Consider the following 17353-nt stretch of genomic DNA (forward strand, 5'->3'; position numbering starts at 1 on the left):
TTTTCATTGAGTATTAGTCTCTCATGTTTGTTTAGCGTCTTAAAAAGACATTTGAGAAGATTAGAAACAGTTCTCTTTTTTCTCCTAGTATAATGATTGGTATGAAGGGAGAGAAAAGATGAAATCAATGAGAATCTTATTTTTGTTAGCTTTAATTCAAATCAGTTTGAGTAGCTGTTTCCTATGGAAGGAATGCATCTTGTCCTTTAAACAAAGTACAGCTTTTTTCATCGGAAGTATGGTCTTCGTTTCAGGAATCTGTGCTGGAGTAAATTATCTTTATACCCGTAAGCAAGAAGTCCATAGTGTCCTAGCCAGTAAGAAGTCGGTGAAGCTTTTTTACAGTATGTTACTTTTAATTAATTTGTTAGGGGCTGTTCTTGTCCTGTCAGATAACTTGTTCATCAAAAATACGCTGCAGCAAGAATTAGTTGACTTTTTATTGCCATCCTTCTTTTTCCTATTTGGACTAGATTTGCTGATTTTTTTACCCTTGAAAAAATACATGCGCGATTTACTTGCTATGCTAGATAGAAAAAAGACAGTGTTGGTGACTATTTTAGCCACACTTCTCTTCTTAAGAAATCCAATGACCATTGTCTCACTTCTGATGTATATTGGACTGGGTTTGTTTTTTGCAGCCTATCTTGTCCCAAATTCGGTCAAGAAGGAAGTTTCCTTTTATGGTCATATTTTCCGAGATCTTGTATTGGTCATTGCTACGCTCATTTTCTTTTAGAGAAAGCTTGTTTTTATGGATGTTATGATGGTAATACTCTTCGAAAATCTCTTCAAACTACGTCAGCTCTATCTGCAACCTCAAAACAGTGCTTTGAGCAGCCTGCGGCTAGCTTCCTAGTTTGCTCTTTGATTTTCATTGAGTATAAGTTTAGCAGGAAAATAGACACAAAAGAAAAGTTTTTGGTATAATAAGAGTATGTACACAAAAAATGAAGAAGAGCTACAATCCTTAGGGGAGCGTTTGGGTCATCTATTAGCAAAGAATGATGTTTTAATCTTAACTGGAGAACTGGGCGCAGGTAAAACGACCTTTACTAAAGGACTTGCGAAAGGATTGCAGATTTCTCAAATGATTAAAAGTCCCACCTATACTATCGTAAGAGAGTATGAGGGGCGTCTTCCGCTTTACCATTTAGATGTTTATCGTATTGGAGGAGATGCGGATTCTATTGATTTGGATGAATTTCTCTTTGGTGGAGGCGTGACTGTTATTGAGTGGGGAAATCTCTTAGGAGATGCCTTGCCAGATACTTATTTAGAATTGGAAATTCTAAAAGAAGCAGATGGACGTCGTTTAAATTTTCAGGCAAAGGGTTTGCGTGCAGAAAAACTCTTAGAGGAGCTTCAACATGGAGTATGAATTGCTCATTAGGGAAGCAGAGCCTAAAGATGCAGCTGAATTAGTGGCCTTTTTAAATCGTGTAAGTTTGGAGACAGATTTTACCAGCTTAGACGGAGATGGTATTCTCTTGACCAGTGAGGAGATTGAAGTATTCCTCAACAAGCAAGCTAGTTCGGACAATCAGATAACCTTACTTGCATTCTTAAATGATAAAATTGCTGGTATTGTAAATATTACAGCTGACCAGCGCAAGAGAGTCCATCATATTGGAGATCTCTTCATTGTGATTGGCAAAAGATATTGGAATAATAGATTGGGAAGTTTGTTGCTAGAAGAAGCGATAGAGTGGGCACAAGCAAGTGGCATTCTGCGTCGTCTCCAGCTGACTGTCCAAACTCGTAATCAAGCAGCAGTTCATCTGTATCAAAAGCATGGCTTTGTAATTGAAGGTCGCCAAGAGCGTGGAGCATATATAGAAGAAGGGAAATTTATCGATGTTTACTTGATGGGTAAACTGATAGATTAGTAGAAATATGGTTAAAAAAATTATTGGAATGGTGCTAGCTTTACTTTCTGTAACTGTAGTAGGAGCAGGTATTTTTGCTTATACTATTTATCAACAAGGGACAGAAACCTTAGCTAAAACCTATAAAAAAATCGGCGAAGAAACCAAGGTTATTGAAGCGACTGAACCTCTAACCATTCTGTTAATGGGAGTGGACACCGGAAATGCTGAACGAACTGAAACTTGGGTCGGTAGAAGTGATAGCATGATCTTGATGACAGTGAATCCTAAAACGAAAAAAACAACAATGATGAGTTTAGAGCGGGATATTCTGACCCGCATTGAATCAGGGAATGGTCAGGCTCATGAAGCGAAACTGAATTCAGCATATGCAGATGGTGGAGCAGAGCTTGCTATAGAAACCATTCAAAAAATGATGAATATCCATATTGATCGCTATGTGATGGTCAATATGAAAGGGTTACAAAAACTAGTGGATGCAGTAGGTGGTATTACAGTCAATAATACCCTAGGTTTCCCAATTTCTATCAGTGACCAAGAAGAATTTAATACCATTTCTATCGGTGTTGGGGAGCAACATATTGGGGGAGAAGAAGCCCTAGTCTATGCACGAATGCGTTACCAAGATCCTGAGGGGGATTATGGTCGTCAAAAACGTCAACGTGAAGTTATTCAAAAAGTCATGGAAAAAGCTCTCAGTTTAAATAGTGTTGGTCATTATCAAGAGATTCTAAAAGCTTTGAGTGACAATATGCAGACCAATATTGATTTGTCTGCAAAAAGTATCCCTAACTTGCTAGGCTATAAAGATTCATTTAAAACCATTGAAACTCAGCAGTTGCAGGGTGAAGGAGAGATGCTTCAAGGTGTTTCTTACCAGATTGTTTCGAGAGCCCATATGTTGGAAATGCAAAATCTACTCCGACGTTCTTTGGGACAAGAAGAAGTCACTCAGCTTGAAACCAATGCGGTCTTATTTGAAGATTTATTTGGCAGAGCACCTGTTGGTGATGAAGATAATTAACTTTTGATACAAATAAAAAATCAATCGTGGGAAATTTCCTGCGATTTTTTCAAAAAAATACGAATAGATAGGTAGGAGGAAACATGAAAGCAGAAATCATTGCTGTTGGAACAGAGATTTTGACAGGACAGATTGTCAACACTAATGCTCAGTTTTTATCAGAAAAACTAGCAGAGATTGGGGTAGATGTATATTTTCAGACGGCTGTAGGAGACAACGAAGCCCGTCTCTTGTCTTTGCTTGAGATTGCCAGTCAACGTAGCAGTCTGGTGATTTTGACAGGTGGTTTAGGGCCGACTGAGGACGATTTGACCAAACAAACTCTGGCTAAATTTTTAGGGAAAGAATTAGTCTTCGATCCTCAGGCTCAGGAGAAGTTAGATGTCTTTTTCGCCCAGCGACCAGATTATGCCCGAACACCGAATAACGAAAGACAAGCCCAAATTGTAGAAGGAGCGACTCCACTGCCAAACGAAACGGGGCTGGCTGTGGGAGGAATACTAGAAGTAGATGGAGTGACCTACGTTGTCCTTCCTGGTCCGCCAAGTGAATTGAAGCCTATGGTCTTAAACCAACTTCTACCCAAGTTGATGACGGGGAGTAAGCTGTATTCCCGGGTTCTTCGTTTCTTTGGGATTGGCGAGAGCCAGTTGGTGACGATTTTGGCTGATTTAATTGATAATCAGACCGATCCGACCTTGGCACCTTATGCCAAGACAGGAGAGGTAACCTTGCGTCTGTCAACAAAGGCTAGCAGTCAAGAAGAGGCGAATCAAGTGCTGGATATTTTGGAACATCAAATCTTGGATCGCCAGACCTTTGAAGGACTTTCTTTACGAGACCTTTGTTATGGTTATGGGGAAGAGTCCAGTTTAGCCAGCATTGTGGTAGAAGAACTGAAAAAACAAGGGAAAACCATCACGGCTGCAGAGAGTTTGACGGCAGGTCTTTTCCAAGCTAGGGTAGCGGATTTTTCAGGAGCTTCAAGTATATTTAAGGGTGGTTTTGTGACCTATAGCTTGGAGGAAAAATCAAAAATGTTGGATATTCCTGTCAAGGATTTGGAAGAACAGAGTGTGGTATCTGAATTTACAGCACAGAAGATGGCTGAGCAGGCACGAAACAAGACTCAATCTGATTTTGGAATTAGTTTGACTGGAGTGGCAGGGCCAGATAGCCTAGAAGGGCATCCAGCTGGGACAGTCTTCATAGGCTTGGCTCGAGAGCAAGGAACTGAGGTTATCAAGGTCAATATTGGAGGCAGAAGTCGAGCAGATGTACGTCACATTGCTGTTATGCATGCCTTTAACCTAGTTCGCAAGGCTTTATTAAGTGACTAACTTTTGATATAATAGTAGATAGGTCTGAGGATCATTAGAATGTAGGAGAATAGAATGGCGAAAAAACCAAAAAAATTAGAAGAAATTTCAAAAAAATTTGGGGCAGAACGTGAAAAGGCCTTGAATGATGCTCTTAAATTGATTGAGAAAGACTTTGGTAAAGGATCAATCATGCGTTTGGGTGAACGTGCGGAGCAAAAGGTGCAAGTGATGAGCTCAGGTTCTTTAGCTCTTGACATTGCCCTTGGTTCAGGTGGTTATCCTAAGGGACGTATCATCGAAATCTATGGACCAGAGTCATCTGGTAAGACGACGGTTGCCCTTCATGCAGTTGCACAAGCGCAAAAAGAAGGTGGGATTGCAGCCTTTATCGATGCGGAGCATGCCCTTGACCCAGCTTATGCTGCGGCCCTTGGTGTTAACATTGACGAATTGCTCTTGTCACAACCAGACTCAGGAGAGCAAGGTCTTGAAATTGCAGGAAAATTGATTGACTCAGGTGCTGTAGATCTTGTCGTGGTCGACTCAGTTGCGGCCCTTGTACCTCGTGCGGAGATTGATGGAGATATCGGTGATAGCCACGTTGGTTTGCAGGCCCGTATGATGAGTCAGGCCATGCGTAAACTTGGTGCTTCTATCAATAAAACCAAAACAATTGCTATCTTTATCAACCAATTGCGTGAAAAAGTTGGGGTCATGTTTGGAAATCCAGAAACAACACCTGGCGGACGTGCTTTGAAATTCTATGCTTCAGTCCGCTTAGATGTTCGTGGTAACACACAAATTAAGGGAACTGGTGACCAAAAAGAAACCAATGTCGGTAAAGAAACTAAGATTAAGGTTGTAAAAAATAAGGTAGCTCCACCGTTTAAGGAAACCGTAGTTGAAATTATGTACGGAGAAGGAATTTCTAAGACTGGTGAACTCTTGAAGATTGCAAGCGACTTGGATATTATCAAAAAAGCAGGAGCTTGGTATTCTTACAAGGATGAAAAAATCGGTCAGGGTTCTGAGAATTCTAAGAAATATTTGGCAGAGCACCCAGAAATCTTTGATGAAATTGATAAGCAAGTCCGTTCTAAATTTGGCTTGATTGATGGAGAAGAAGCTTCAGAACAAGATACTGAAAACAAAAAAGATGAAGCAGTTCAAGCAGATTCTGTGAATGAAGAAGTGACACTTGACCTAGGCGATGAACTTGAAATCGAAATTGAAGAATAAGCTGTTAAAGTAGTGGAGAAATCCGCTACTTTTTCGATTTTTGATTCAAGATTTCAGATTGACTATAGTTTGCTGTTTCTTGTGGCTCCACTAGAAAGCTGATGTAATAGCCTTATGAATAAAAAACGAACAGTGGACCTGATACATGGTCCGATTCTTCCTTCTCTCTTGAGTTTTGCCTTCCCAATCTTGCTGTCTAATATCTTTCAGCAACTCTATAACACTGCTGATGTCTTGATTGTTGGACGTTTTCTTGGACAAGACTCCTTGGCAGCGGTAGGGGCGACGACAGCGATTTTTGACCTGATTGTAGGTTTTACTCTTGGTGTTGGAAATGGCATGGGGATTGTCATTGCCCGTTATTATGGAGCTCGGAATTTCACTAAAATCAAGGAAGCAGTAGCATCCACCTGGATTTTAGGGGCTCTTTTGAGTGTTGTAGTGATGCTGCTGGGCTTTCTTGGTTTGTATCCTCTTTTACAGTACCTAGATACCCCTGCTGAAATCCTTCCCCAGTCCTATCAATATATTTCTATGATTGTGACTTGTGTCGGTGTCAGCTTTGCCTATAATCTTTTTGCAGGTTTGTTGCAGTCCATTGGGGACAGTCTAGCTGCCCTTGGATTTTTGATTTTTTCTGCTCTGGTTAATGTGGTTCTGGATCTCTATTTTATTACGCAACTGCATCTGGGAGTTCAATCCGCGGGACTTGCTACCATTATTTCGCAAGGTTTATCAGCGGTTCTTTGCTTTTATTATATCTGTAAGAGTGTGCCAGAACTTTTGCCTCAGCGCAAGCATTTCAAATGGGATAAGTCCTTGTACGCAGATCTCTTGGAGCAAGGTTTGGCTATGGGCTTGATGAGTTCAATTGTGTCCATCGGCAGTGTGATTTTACAGTCTTCTGTCAATACCTTTGGCGCAGTGATTATAAGTGCACAAACGGCGGCTCGACGCATTATGGCCTTCGCCCTCCTTCCTATGACCGCTATTTCTGCCTCGATGACGACCTTTGCTTCTCAGAATTTAGGTGCTAAGCGCCCAGACCGTATTGTTCAAGGCCTTCGAATCGGCAGTCGTTTAAGTATATCCTGGGCAGTTTTTGTTTGTGTTTTCCTCTTTTTTGCCAGTCCAGCCTTGGTTTCCTTCTTGTCTAGTTCGACAGATAGTTACTTGGTAGAAAATGGAAGTCTCTATCTGCAAATCAGCTCAGTCTTTTATCCTATTTTGAGTCTCTTACTGATTTATCGCAATTGTTTGCAGGGCTTGGGGCAAAAGGTTCTTCCGCTGATTTCTAGCTTTATCGAACTAATCGGGAAAATCGCTTTTGTGGTCATGATTATCCCTTGGGCAGGCTATAAGGGTGTTATCCTTTGTGAACCCCTTATCTGGGTTGCCATGACCATTCAACTGTACTTCTCACTGTTTCGTCACCCCTTGATAAAAGAAGGCAAGGCCATCTTGGCAACTAAAGTAGCATCCTAACTTGATTTGCTAATAAAATCCATTTCCTCTAGTGAAAATCGAAAAAACTTGTGTTCTCCTCTTTTAGTTTGGTCTTGAAAATAGTTTAACAGACTTTTGACTTCTTTTATATGATATAATAAAGTATAGTATTTATGAAAAGGACATATAGAGACTGTAAAAATATACTTTTGAAAAGCTTTTTAGTTTGGGGTGTTGTTGTAGATAGAATGTCGACCTTATCAGCCCTATTTACAGTGTCAAAATAGTGCATTTTGAAGTTCTATCTACAAGCCTAATCGTGACTAGGATTGTATTCTTTATGAGGTATAAATAAAGGAGTTTCTAGCTCTGGATTGTAAAAAATGAGTTGTTTTAATTGATAAGGAGTAGAATATGGAAATTGATGTGAGTAAATTAAGAACAGATTTGCCTCAAGTCGGCGTGCAACCATATAGGCAAGTCCATGCCCATTCCACAGGCAACCCCAACTCAACGGTTCAAAATGAGGCTGACTACCATTACAGAAAAGATCCTGAATTGGGCTTCTTTTCTCACGTAGTCGGTAATGGTCGTGTTATGCAGGTAGGACCTGTTGATAATGGTGCCTGGGACGTTGGGGGCGGTTGGAATGCAGAAGGTTATGCACAAGTTGAACTGATTGAAAGCCATGAATCAAAAGAAGAGTTTCTGATTGACTATCGTCTCTATATCGAACTCTTGCGCAATCTAGCGGATGAAGCTGGTATACCGAAAACACTTGATACAGACGACTTGGCAGGTATCAAGACACACGAATATTGCACCAATAATCAACCTGACAACAACTCAGATCACATTGACCCCTATCCTTATCTTGCCAAATGGGGTATTAGCCGTGAGCAGTTTAAGCAGGATATTGAAAACGGCCTGACGATTGAAGCAGGATGGCAACAGAACGATACTGGCACCTGGTATGTACACTCAGACGGTTCTTATCCAAAAGATAAGTTTGAGAAAGTCAATGGTACCTGGTATTACTTTGACGGTTCAGGCTATATGCTTGCAGACCGCTGGAAGAAGCACATAGACGGCAACTGGTACTGGTTTGACCAGTCAGGCGAAATGGCGACAGGCTGGAAGAAAATCGCTGAGAAGTGGTATTATTTTGACACAGAGGGCGCCATGAAGACAGGTTGGATCAAATACAAGGAGACTTGGTACTATCTTGATAGTCAAAATGGGGACATGGTTTCCAATGTCTTTGTCAAATCAAATGATGGCTGGTATTACCTTAAAGAAGATGGCACGATAGCAGAAAAACCAGAATTTACAGTCGAGCCTGAAGGCTTGATAACAGTAAAATAATAATGGAATGTCTTTCAAATCAGAACAGCGCATATTATTAGGTCTTGAAAAAGCTTAATAGTATGCGTTTTCTTGTGGAGATATTTCCTTCAATTTTTGCTACTATATTAAATAAAAATCAAAAAGCAAACTAGAAAGTTATGCTCAAATAAAATCTAAATTTGACAATGTAAACCGAGTCGGATAGCTTTAAGTACTGTTTTGAGGTTGAAGATACGATTTTTGATAGGAACTCATCAAATAGGTTTAATATCATCAATTTTGGATTTTTAAGCAGTATCAATAAATTGCTTCCTTGTTTTGTCATAATTTTTTTATTTAAAAAATTGACTTTATGACAAGGGTGTGCTATTCTTTTTATGAGAGGTGTATGAATATGATAAATGTATGTGATGTTGGAAAAAGAATAAAAGAACTTAGAATATCTTCAAATCTTACTCAAGATAAGATTGCTGAATATTTGTCTTTGAATCAAAGCATGATTGCCAAAATGGAAAAAGGTGAAAGGAATATCACGTCGGATGTTATTGAGAAACTATCTGCCCTGTTTTGCTGTACGGTTGACTATCTTTTGTTTGGCGAACAAGCTGAACAACAGTGTGTCATATCGTTTAGAAAAAATAAAATAGTAGACCAAGATCTTAAAGTTTTAGCGAAAATCAATAAAATTGTATTGAATCAATTTGAGATAGATCAGCTATTGGAGACAAAATAAATGATTGATAAAATGGATTTAAGTAATAAAGCTTCAAATCTTAGAAAAAAGTTGGGAGCTGATGGTGAAGCGCCGATAGATATTTTTAAATTGGTACAAAAGATAGAAAATTTGACGCTGGTATTTTATGGACTCGGAAAGAATATTAGCGGAGTCTGTTATAAAGGAACTCAGTCCAGTCTCATTGTAATCAATTCAGACATGTCATTAGGAAGGCAAAGATTTTCTTTAGCACATGAACTGTATCATCTTTATTATGATGAGGTGAAGAAGAGTTCAGTCAGTTTTATTTTGATTGGTGAAGGAGATGAAACTGAAAGAAAAGCGGATCAGTTTGCTTCTTATTTTTTAATTTCCCCATCTTCACTGTATAGGATGGTTGAGGAAATAAGAGAAAATGCCAATAGAACTCATCTTGAAGTAGAAGATATTATAAAATTGGGTCAGTTTTATGGTATCAGTCATAAAGCTATGTTATATAGATTGAGGAATGATGGATACCTTGATGCAGAAGAAATTAAAAATATGGATATTAGTGTTATAGAGACAGCTTCAAGATTAGGCTATGATACAAGTTTATATCGTCCTTTGTCAGAAAGTAAAAAGGAAATGGTATTAGGACACTATATTAAATCGACTGAACAACTTTTAGAAAATAACAGAATTTCTCAAGGGAAGTATGAGGAACTGCTACTAGATGCTTTCAGATATGATATTGTATATGGGCTAGATGAAGAGGGGGAGTTGTCGTTTGACTAGTCGTGTATTTATTGATACAGATTGTATTTCAGCATTTTTATGGGTTGGCACTGAACATCTTTTAGAAAAGCTCTATTCGGGTAAAATTGTTATTCCACAAGAGGTGTATGATGAAATCAATATACCTACAATCCCCCATTTAAAATCTAGTATAGACCAGTTGGTAGCTAAGGGTTCGGCTGAGATTGTGAGCATAGACATTGGAACTGAAGAATACGCATTATATAGAAATTTAACAAGAAATCATGATAGTAACAAGGTTATTGGTAAGGGAGAAGCAGCTTCTATTTTCTTAGCGAAAAAGCATAATGGGATATTAGGAAGTAATAACCTAAGAGATGTTAAACCATATGTAGAAGAATTTTCTTTAGAACATATGACGACAGGAGATATACTGGTTGAAGCGTTTAAAGCGCAATTTATTACTGAACAAGAGGGCAATCATATCTGGAATAATATGCTTAAAAAGAGAAGGAAAATTGGGGCGGATTCTTTTTCAGACTATCTTCGTGGAAGTGTTCATCAAAATAGACAAAAATAAATTTGGATAAATCGAATTCACTATTCAGTAGGCATATGAGCACTTCGAAGAAGAAAAGTGTCAATTGAGCCTATAGGAGTAGAAATGACCTACATAGGGATGAGAGAAAAGTTGTCCTTGAAGTTTCCCTGAACTATCAGTCGCATGTCAAACGATATGTAGGGTAATGTGAGAAGGGATAGCGAGTAGTTTTTGGTTATTTTATCAAAAAACTTGTATTTTATCATACTGAATGATAAAATGTAATAAAAATGATAGAATAAAGGAAAGCTTTTCTAAAATGTGTATTTCCCCACAGGATTCGTTCTTGTGGGATTTTTTTCGTTAAAGAAAGCGATAAATATTGACTTTTTTAAAGAAAGATGTCATAATTAAGTTGGAAAAAACGTAAAAGTATCACTTTTCTCGTTATCCCGACTCCCAAAACGTCGTTAAACCGCTCGGCAATCCATGGAGACATGGACACATAGTAGTAAGCACGCTATGTGGCTTGGCAGAGCTAAAAACTGTTCCCTTGCGATAAGCCTAATAAGCACAACATAGGGAGTTAGAGAAGCCGACTCTAATCATCCACTTTGGGCAGTAGTGAGAACTGCCCCGTGCTTTTTTTATTTTGAGAAAATATGGAGTTTGTCGTTGAAATTACTTGATTGTATTTTAGATTATCAAGAGAAATTCGATGGAAAAACATGTCAAGTATCAACGAATTATAAGCATTTAGAGACTTTCGAAGTAGATTTTTGCTTGACTGATTTACATCACTTATTTGGCTTGCACAAAATCACACGAGATTATGCTAGTCAAACAATACCTGCTATTCAAGCTGGTGTTTTTATTTTGGAAGAATATAAAAATAATCCCATGTACAACGATGTTATAGAAAGGATATCTTTGTATAGTTTTATCGGTGATATCTTCTATTCTAGGATAACAAGTTGTTGTATCCTAGCCAAAGATTTATCTAAAAACACTATGAAGTTGGACGTCATATTTTTTGAAGATAGAAACAAAAGATCCGCAATTTTAGGTTTACGAAGAGATAAAAGTGGAGTGTTTAAACCGGTTACTCTACATTTTACAAGCGCTAAGAAATATGCTAAAGTTCGTAAAACAGATGTGAAAGAAATTAAATGGTTATAAAAAACTTTTCGCAGGCTTCGGCTTGCGTTTTTTTGTTTGATAAAATTAAAAAAATGTGCAAAAATAAGTAGAATTGAAAACAGGAAAAAACACCTCCTTTCGATTCGCCAAGCCTCTTCGCAAGGCAATGAGGGGGCGGAGAGACGCGCTCGTCAACAGAAGTATCTCATTGGAAATGTTGCTCACTTTTTTAGTGAGCTTTTTATTTAAGGAATAGGAATGAAAAGTAAGAAGTTAAAATTATACTCAATGAAAATCTCTTCAAACCACGTCAGCGTCGCCTTAGCGTAGGTATCTTACTGACCAAGCTAGTGATGGACTTAGAATAGGTGGTTTGGAGCGTCCTAGCGGCTAGGAAATGCTGATCATAGTCCTTTGATGAGGATAGGGTGTAACACTCGATTGTTGACCTATGTTGACCTAATTGATAGGAAGAGAATTACTATAAAATACTCAGATTTCCATCATATATTTCGAAATGAGTTTGTAATTAAAATGTAATAATATCGTAAAAATGGTGCAGATGATGTTGTGCATATATAAATGTAGTATAACTCTTGTATCTTTGTTAAAAAATAGGCTGTATCAAAAGGTTTTATACGTCTGTGCATATATATATATATAATGTCGCTTTTTTCTTGCATTTTCTGACTCTATACTATCAGCGAGGGGGTTGATTTGTATGTCAGAAGTGTTAGTATAGAGTTTATATATTATCGTCTGTCGGCTTTTTGCGCGCTTTCTAAGCTCAGGGAAGCTCTCAGGCAAGGAAAGGATTCACTTATGTTCAAGAAAAAGAATGATGGTAATGGAGAGAAAATTTTCCGTTATTCAATAAGGAAGTACCACTTTGGTGCTGCCAGCGTTGCCGTTGCGGCGCTGATGTTTTTTGCCAATGGGACAGTACAGGCGCAAACGCCTGATATTTCTCCAGCTACAGAGAGCGAAGTGGCTAGAACCAGTGATGTTATAAGTTCTTCCTCGGATGGGGCTGAGGCTTTAAGCGAAAAAACTTCTGGTAAAAATCCCAACCAGCTAGAGCCTTCTACCCAAGGCAATCAAGAAAGTTCAGATAAAAACAAGTCTCTAGTAAAAGATAGCGAAGAAGGTAAGAAAGAGAATCAAGCAGAGGCAATCAGTATAGTTGTAGATAAGTCGCTTGCCCAATCTGCTCAAACTAGTCTACAAGCTTTACTTGCCAATCTGACTCTGGATTCTATGAAAGAACTTCATGCTCGTGTAGAGGAAAGTCTAGCAAGAGCTAAAGCTGTTCTTGATAATCCAAACTCCAGTCAAGAGGAGGTTAATGCCCAGGTTCAAGTCATGAAAGCCTTGACTGAGGAGGTTAACAAGGCTTTGGCTGGTGGACTCACATCCCCAGCTCAGCTTGGGGAAGGAGGGAGCGCGACTACAAGTGAAGTAAGCCCAACTCCCAGACGGGGGCGAGGTCGCAGAGGACAACTAACCCCTCCTGCAATGCTAGCACCAGCAGAAAATCAAGAAATCAAAGAAACGACGGAGGAAGTTACAGACTACACAAATGGTCAGGGGAGCTATCCTTTATCAGAAAAAATCCATACTCTCCTCCAAGAACTGAAGATCAGCACTGAAAATCCAGAACAAGTCCAAAAACTCAAGGAAGCCTACGATAAACTCAACGAAGCATTAGGGCAATCAGAAAATGGGCTTGTCAATCAGGAGGTCTTTAATGCTGCACTTGAGGAGTATAAAAAGGCAGTCCAATTAAAGAATGGTGGGAGCTTCTCCTCACATTCTCGAGGTAAGAGAGATACAATATCTTCAAATCTAAGAGTTGGTTATGGAAGAAGGGGACCGGGTCCAAATGGAAAGTATACAGATTTAACCGATGATAGAACTGCTAAGAATTTTCAGAATAATACGCCATTCTACGGTAAAGACTTGTTTTGGGTTGCAGAATCAGATAATTCGAATATTAGAAATATCACTGTAAGTGGTCTAGAAGGAATGAACTTAAATCTTCGATTAGAAGGACAAGGTACTAGAAAAGCTGTATTGCGAGCAACTGGTACACCACCACAAAATGTTTTTGGAGCTAGGCGAATAGTTGTCACAGCAATTGCGGAAAATGGTCATAGTGTACAAAAAGAATTAACAATGATTTTCCATCTTCCTAAAGTTTCATTTGATACAAGTAGCGAAGATTTAAAAGGAAAAGCAAATGATAAGCCAATAGTTACTGTGAGAATGCCAGGAAATTTACCAAGTTCTCATATTCAATCTGGAACACAGGTAAAAGCTTTTTTAGTTAGAGGTGGTCGTAATAGTGATAACTGGTTAAATCCTCATGCAGAAGGGTATGAAGTTGTTGCTGTAACGCTAGTGAAGACTGACGGGACTGCTGTATTTACTCCGACTGATTATAGAAAAGAGAATATAGGAAAAGAACCTCTGAAAGCGATTTTAGCAATTGTCAATCAAGGAACAGAAACTCCAAAAGAAGACTATATCTCCCCTCTGTCAGATAGAAGTATTCAAGCTACAGATCCGATTGATAGGGACAGTGCGATTCAGGAGTTAGAGCAAGCAGCAACAACTAAGAGGGAATCGTTCGACCGTATTGACCACTTAACAGAGGAAGAGAAAGCTGAGGCAGTTAAGAAAGTCAACGAAGCCCTAAAAGCAGCGAAATCGAATGTTGACGCAGCAAATACGAAAGCTAAAGTAGATGAAGCGAAGGCTAGTGGCTTAGGAAACATCAAGGGTGTCAGTGCCACTGCGGCAACTCACCAAGCAGCGATTCAGGAGTTAGAGCAAGCAGCAACAACTAAGAGGGAATCGTTCGACCGTATTGACCACTTAACAGAGGAAGAGAAAGCTGAGGCAGTTAAGAAAGTCAACGAAGCCCTAAAAGAAGCGAAATCGAATGTTGACGCAGCAAATACGAAAGCTAAAGTAGATGAAGCGAAGGCTAGTGGCTTAGGAAACATCAAGGGTGTTAGTGCCACTGCGGCAACCAACGCCAACGCTAAGGAAGAACTACGCAGAAAAGCGCAAGAGAAGAAAGCGGAGTTGGCAAACATCAAACACTTGACTACAGAAGAGCTGAACGAAACCAATCGGAAAGTTGAAGAAACCTTAAGAAAAGCTGAGGGCGAAGTCGATAAAGCGAAAGACCAAACTTCTGTAGAGAGTGCTAAGAACGATGGCTTAAGCGCCCTTGATAAAATTCTTGACGATATCATTGCTCGTATTAACCAAGGAAACTCATACATACCAGGTAATGGTGGCAATCAAGCAGGTTCAGATAGTAGAGGGGATACGGCTAGCCAAGGAGATAGACCAGCTCCATCTGGTGATGGCAGTCAAGGTGATGCAAATAACCAAGATCGGCCTACTACTCCAAACGCTCCTGCTCATTCGGGAAATTCGACAAATCAAGCTACTGCTCCATCTGCTCAACAGAGGGGAGCAGGAAATGCGACAGCACCAGAGTCTTCACGAGGGCTATCTGGAAGTTCTGTGATGGCTCCAGCCCGTAGCCGTAGAAGTGTAGCCTTTGCTGGCGGCGCTCAATCGAGTCAAGAGAAACAGGTTGATAAATCCGTCTTAAGAGATTTGATTCAAAACTTGGAAACTCGTTTGAAAGACTTGGATGGTATTGATCAATCTGTCATCGACGCTGCGAAGGTCATTCTCGGAGAGGGTCAAGCAGCCCTTAGAAATGCTGATTTGACAGAGGCAGGCTTGAGAGAGATTACTGCTAAGGTCAAAGAAGCACTCGAATCCTTGAAAGGCAAGCAAGCGACTAAGGATGAAGAAACGAAAGAAACAAGCAAAGAGCAAGGTCATCTCCCATACGGTACCATGATTGCTAGCCTGCTCGCCCTTCTTGGTCTCCTTCTCTTCCTCATCGCTCGTCGTAAGAAAGAGTCAGAACTCAAGAAATTGACCAAGGAATTGACTAAGGTTCTGCAAGAAAGCGACCTTACAAGTGTAGATGCGAAAGTTCTCGACCAAGCACGAGAAGCTCTCGCTCAAGCAGTTGCCTTCCTAGCCAATGAGAAAGAGTCTGACCACACAGAAGAGGAGTTGATTGAGAAACTCAAAGCTATTCTTGCTCAACTAAGATAAGTCAAGCTTAGACTAGTCGGAAACTAGCTAGAATAGTGATTGATAGAATGTTGGAAAAACTCAATTTGAGGTGAACATTCAGAAAATCTTTCTCTGATAGAACGCATAATATCAAGCTTTTTAAGGCAAGGTATTATGCGTTTTTATCATTTTGAAACTTTTTGTTCTATCTTATTTGTGATATTTTTCCCTTATTTCACAAATATTTCATATTTGGATTTTATAATAAGTTATAGCTTTCCAGTTTTTACTATACTTTGATATTCAAATATGTTATACTATGACTATTAAAGTAAATGAAAGGGGTTACGAACATGACGCCAGAAGAAATGTACTTGACAGATCGATTGGATGTACAGATAGCTCATTTTTTAAAGAAAAGCGTTCAACATCGTAGACGCTATAAGGTATTAAAAATAACAGAAATCGTGGCAGGTTTTCTCATAGCTGTTTTTTGTGCTATTCCTATGCCAGGTGATCGCTACCGTTTGATTTCGGTTGCCTTATCCAGTCTAGGCTTGCTGTGTGAGGGGATTCTCAATTTGTATAATGCCAAGGAACACTGGATTTCTTACCAAAAGACTGCGCAACTCCTGGAGAGAGAAAAATTCCTCTATCAATGCCAAACGGAGAAATATGCAGGAAAAACCAAGGCTTTTGCCCTATTTGTCAAGACATGCGAAGGTCTTATCTCAGAGGAAATCAACCAGTGGGAAAGTATCCAGTCAAAAGAAGTAGCAACTAGTGCAGATGCTCCAGTTAAAAAAGAGTAGGAGGTGGAGGAAATGTTTCAATCCAGTTACCTATTGCCCTTGCTCTGGTTAAAAAAAGAATCCAATAAAGAAGAGATGAGCGCGACCCAGTGCCAGATATTTTTCTTTTATTATCAACTGTTTGAACTCTTATTTGCTAGAGAAAGCGACTTGAGCGACTTATGTCTGGGAAGGCAAGGTTTTTATTTCTCGCAGTTAGAGAAAGATTTGCTTTCTGGAGTTTCCCAATTTCTAAGAAACTTGGAGGGCAGGGGGACTCTCAAGGCTAACCAAGAAGTATCAGCTCGCAAAGCCCTTTTTCTAGCCTTGACAACTAGCCAGTCAGATTGGCAGGAGTTGGCTCCTGTTTTTGATTTTTATCAGGCTGTCGGGAGGCTTGAAACTCCTTCTTTCTTGAGTTCTCAGGACAGACAATATCTGATGTGGATTTACCAGTCAGCTTTGGAGAAGGATTATAGTGTCAAGGTAATTGGCGACAAGCATTTTGTATTGAAGAGACAAGATGCTACTAAATTGACAGGGCGCCAAACTCAAACTTTGGAAATTCTGAGTCAATCAGAAGACTTGGTCAATCCTGTCTATGTTACATTAGGAGAAAAGGGGGTGCTCTTACTTGATTAAGAGAGGAGATGTTGTGGCTCTTTATTTGCCTTTTCCGACTATTAGTAGCGATTTGGCTGTGAAGAATCATATGTATATTTGTATTGACAACAGTATGACTAAAAACAAAGAGTTAGTTAAAAATCAGACCTTCAAACCAGCTCTCTTGACCAGACGTTTGGTCAAGAACTTTATGATAGAAGAGCCGGATTTAGCTCGTAATCCTTTTACAAGACCAACCTTGATTGACTTAGATAAGGTATTTATGTTGGATAATACGGTCATTCCGACTTCTTATCTAGCCAGACGGCGACGCAATGTCTCAGAAGAATTATACGAGGAAATTTTGGATCACTTAGTCCAACCACGGCTGATTTTGCTGAACAAGTCTGAGTTTATGCAACTCAATCCAGGAACTTATTAGGAG

At 39.4% G+C, this 17353-nt stretch carries 15 protein-coding genes and 1 pseudogene; all 16 read left to right on the plus strand.

The genetic code is table 11. From position 1 onward, the window contains the following. The first annotated feature begins 118 nt into the window (after positions 1-118). The 16 genes and pseudogenes from HT699_RS05190 (at position 119) to HT699_RS05285 (ending at position 17350) form a co-directional block, all read left to right on the plus strand. Positions 119-739 carry a hypothetical protein gene (locus tag HT699_RS05190; RefSeq protein ID WP_100104637.1) on the plus strand — a complete coding sequence of 207 codons (621 nt, stop codon included), beginning with the start codon at positions 119-121 and terminating at the stop codon, positions 737-739. 198 nt (positions 740-937) lie between these two features. Further along, positions 938-1381: a tRNA (adenosine(37)-N6)-threonylcarbamoyltransferase complex ATPase subunit type 1 TsaE gene (gene tsaE, locus HT699_RS05195; protein WP_050243134.1), complete on the plus strand. Its 444-nt coding sequence runs from the start codon at positions 938-940 to the stop codon at positions 1379-1381. Then, on the plus strand, positions 1371-1889 hold the full coding sequence (locus tag HT699_RS05200) for a GNAT family N-acetyltransferase (RefSeq protein ID WP_172934151.1): 519 nt from the start codon (positions 1371-1373) through the stop codon (positions 1887-1889). The genes tsaE and HT699_RS05200 overlap by 11 nt, the downstream gene beginning before the upstream one ends. A gap of 7 nt (positions 1890-1896) precedes the next feature. Then, positions 1897-2913 carry an LCP family protein gene (locus tag HT699_RS05205; RefSeq protein WP_000239274.1) on the plus strand — a complete coding sequence of 339 codons (1017 nt, stop codon included), beginning with the start codon at positions 1897-1899 and terminating at the stop codon, positions 2911-2913. Positions 2914-2996: 83 nt separating this feature from the next. After that, complete coding sequence (locus tag HT699_RS05210; protein ID WP_000642684.1) at positions 2997-4253, plus strand: competence/damage-inducible protein A; 1257 nt, start codon at positions 2997-2999, stop codon at positions 4251-4253. Positions 4254-4307: 54 nt separating this feature from the next. Further along, on the plus strand, positions 4308-5474 hold the full coding sequence (gene recA, locus HT699_RS05215; protein ID WP_001085465.1) for a recombinase RecA: 1167 nt from the start codon (positions 4308-4310) through the stop codon (positions 5472-5474). A 114-nt stretch (positions 5475-5588) separates the two neighbouring features. Beyond that, on the plus strand, positions 5589-6959 hold the full coding sequence (locus HT699_RS05220; protein WP_172934152.1) for an MATE family efflux transporter: 1371 nt from the start codon (positions 5589-5591) through the stop codon (positions 6957-6959). 375 nt (positions 6960-7334) lie between these two features. Continuing rightward, positions 7335-8285, plus strand: a complete 951-nt coding sequence (locus tag HT699_RS05225; protein ID WP_172934153.1) for an N-acetylmuramoyl-L-alanine amidase family protein — start codon at positions 7335-7337, stop codon at positions 8283-8285. Between the two features lie 370 nt (positions 8286-8655). After that, on the plus strand, positions 8656-9000 hold the full coding sequence (locus HT699_RS12020; protein WP_050086717.1) for a helix-turn-helix transcriptional regulator: 345 nt from the start codon (positions 8656-8658) through the stop codon (positions 8998-9000). Between the two features lie 12 nt (positions 9001-9012). Beyond that, positions 9013-9759 (plus strand): ImmA/IrrE family metallo-endopeptidase, encoded by a 747-nt coding sequence (locus tag HT699_RS05235; protein ID WP_309598780.1) that lies wholly within the window; start codon positions 9013-9015, stop codon positions 9757-9759. Further along, positions 9752-10174, plus strand: a pseudogene (locus HT699_RS05240) (hypothetical protein); the annotation flags it as partial. The gene HT699_RS05235 and the pseudogene HT699_RS05240, both read left to right, overlap by 8 nt. Positions 10175-10885: 711 nt before the next feature. Beyond that, on the plus strand, positions 10886-11440 hold the full coding sequence (locus HT699_RS05245) for a PBECR4 domain-containing protein (RefSeq protein WP_345789794.1): 555 nt from the start codon (positions 10886-10888) through the stop codon (positions 11438-11440). A 783-nt stretch (positions 11441-12223) separates the two neighbouring features. Beyond that, complete coding sequence (locus tag HT699_RS11725; protein WP_240149882.1) at positions 12224-15553, plus strand: DUF1542 domain-containing protein; 3330 nt, start codon at positions 12224-12226, stop codon at positions 15551-15553. 314 nt (positions 15554-15867) lie between these two features. Continuing rightward, positions 15868-16326, plus strand: a complete 459-nt coding sequence (locus HT699_RS05275) for a DUF4231 domain-containing protein (protein WP_172934155.1) — start codon at positions 15868-15870, stop codon at positions 16324-16326. Between the two features lie 12 nt (positions 16327-16338). Continuing rightward, on the plus strand, positions 16339-16947 hold the full coding sequence (locus tag HT699_RS05280) for a hypothetical protein (RefSeq protein WP_172934156.1): 609 nt from the start codon (positions 16339-16341) through the stop codon (positions 16945-16947). After that, positions 16940-17350 (plus strand): hypothetical protein, encoded by a 411-nt coding sequence (locus HT699_RS05285; protein ID WP_016398612.1) that lies wholly within the window; start codon positions 16940-16942, stop codon positions 17348-17350. The genes HT699_RS05280 and HT699_RS05285 overlap by 8 nt, the downstream gene beginning before the upstream one ends. The last annotated feature ends 3 nt before the right edge of the window (positions 17351-17353 follow it).

Source organism: Streptococcus sp. 1055 (genome assembly GCF_013276815.1).
Lineage (GTDB): Bacteria > Bacillota > Bacilli > Lactobacillales > Streptococcaceae > Streptococcus > Streptococcus pseudopneumoniae.

What these genes read in the sequence shown, in the direction of transcription:
- HT699_RS05190 (WP_100104637.1), top strand. Translation starts at nt 119, where the DNA reads ATGAAATCAATGAGAATCTTATTTTTGTTAGCTTTAATTCAAATCAGT.
- tsaE (WP_050243134.1), top strand. Translation starts at nt 938, where the DNA reads ATGTACACAAAAAATGAAGAAGAGCTACAATCCTTAGGGGAGCGTTTG.
- HT699_RS05200 (WP_172934151.1), top strand. Translation starts at nt 1,371, where the DNA reads ATGGAGTATGAATTGCTCATTAGGGAAGCAGAGCCTAAAGATGCAGCT.
- HT699_RS05205 (WP_000239274.1), top strand. Translation starts at nt 1,897, where the DNA reads ATGGTTAAAAAAATTATTGGAATGGTGCTAGCTTTACTTTCTGTAACT.
- HT699_RS05210 (WP_000642684.1), top strand. Translation starts at nt 2,997, where the DNA reads ATGAAAGCAGAAATCATTGCTGTTGGAACAGAGATTTTGACAGGACAG.
- recA (WP_001085465.1), top strand. Translation starts at nt 4,308, where the DNA reads ATGGCGAAAAAACCAAAAAAATTAGAAGAAATTTCAAAAAAATTTGGG.
- HT699_RS05220 (WP_172934152.1), top strand. Translation starts at nt 5,589, where the DNA reads ATGAATAAAAAACGAACAGTGGACCTGATACATGGTCCGATTCTTCCT.
- HT699_RS05225 (WP_172934153.1), top strand. Translation starts at nt 7,335, where the DNA reads ATGGAAATTGATGTGAGTAAATTAAGAACAGATTTGCCTCAAGTCGGC.
- HT699_RS12020 (WP_050086717.1), top strand. Translation starts at nt 8,656, where the DNA reads ATGAATATGATAAATGTATGTGATGTTGGAAAAAGAATAAAAGAACTT.
- HT699_RS05235 (WP_309598780.1), top strand. Translation starts at nt 9,013, where the DNA reads ATGGATTTAAGTAATAAAGCTTCAAATCTTAGAAAAAAGTTGGGAGCT.
- HT699_RS11725 (WP_240149882.1), top strand. Translation starts at nt 12,224, where the DNA reads ATGTTCAAGAAAAAGAATGATGGTAATGGAGAGAAAATTTTCCGTTAT.
- HT699_RS05275 (WP_172934155.1), top strand. Translation starts at nt 15,868, where the DNA reads ATGACGCCAGAAGAAATGTACTTGACAGATCGATTGGATGTACAGATA.
- HT699_RS05280 (WP_172934156.1), top strand. Translation starts at nt 16,339, where the DNA reads ATGTTTCAATCCAGTTACCTATTGCCCTTGCTCTGGTTAAAAAAAGAA.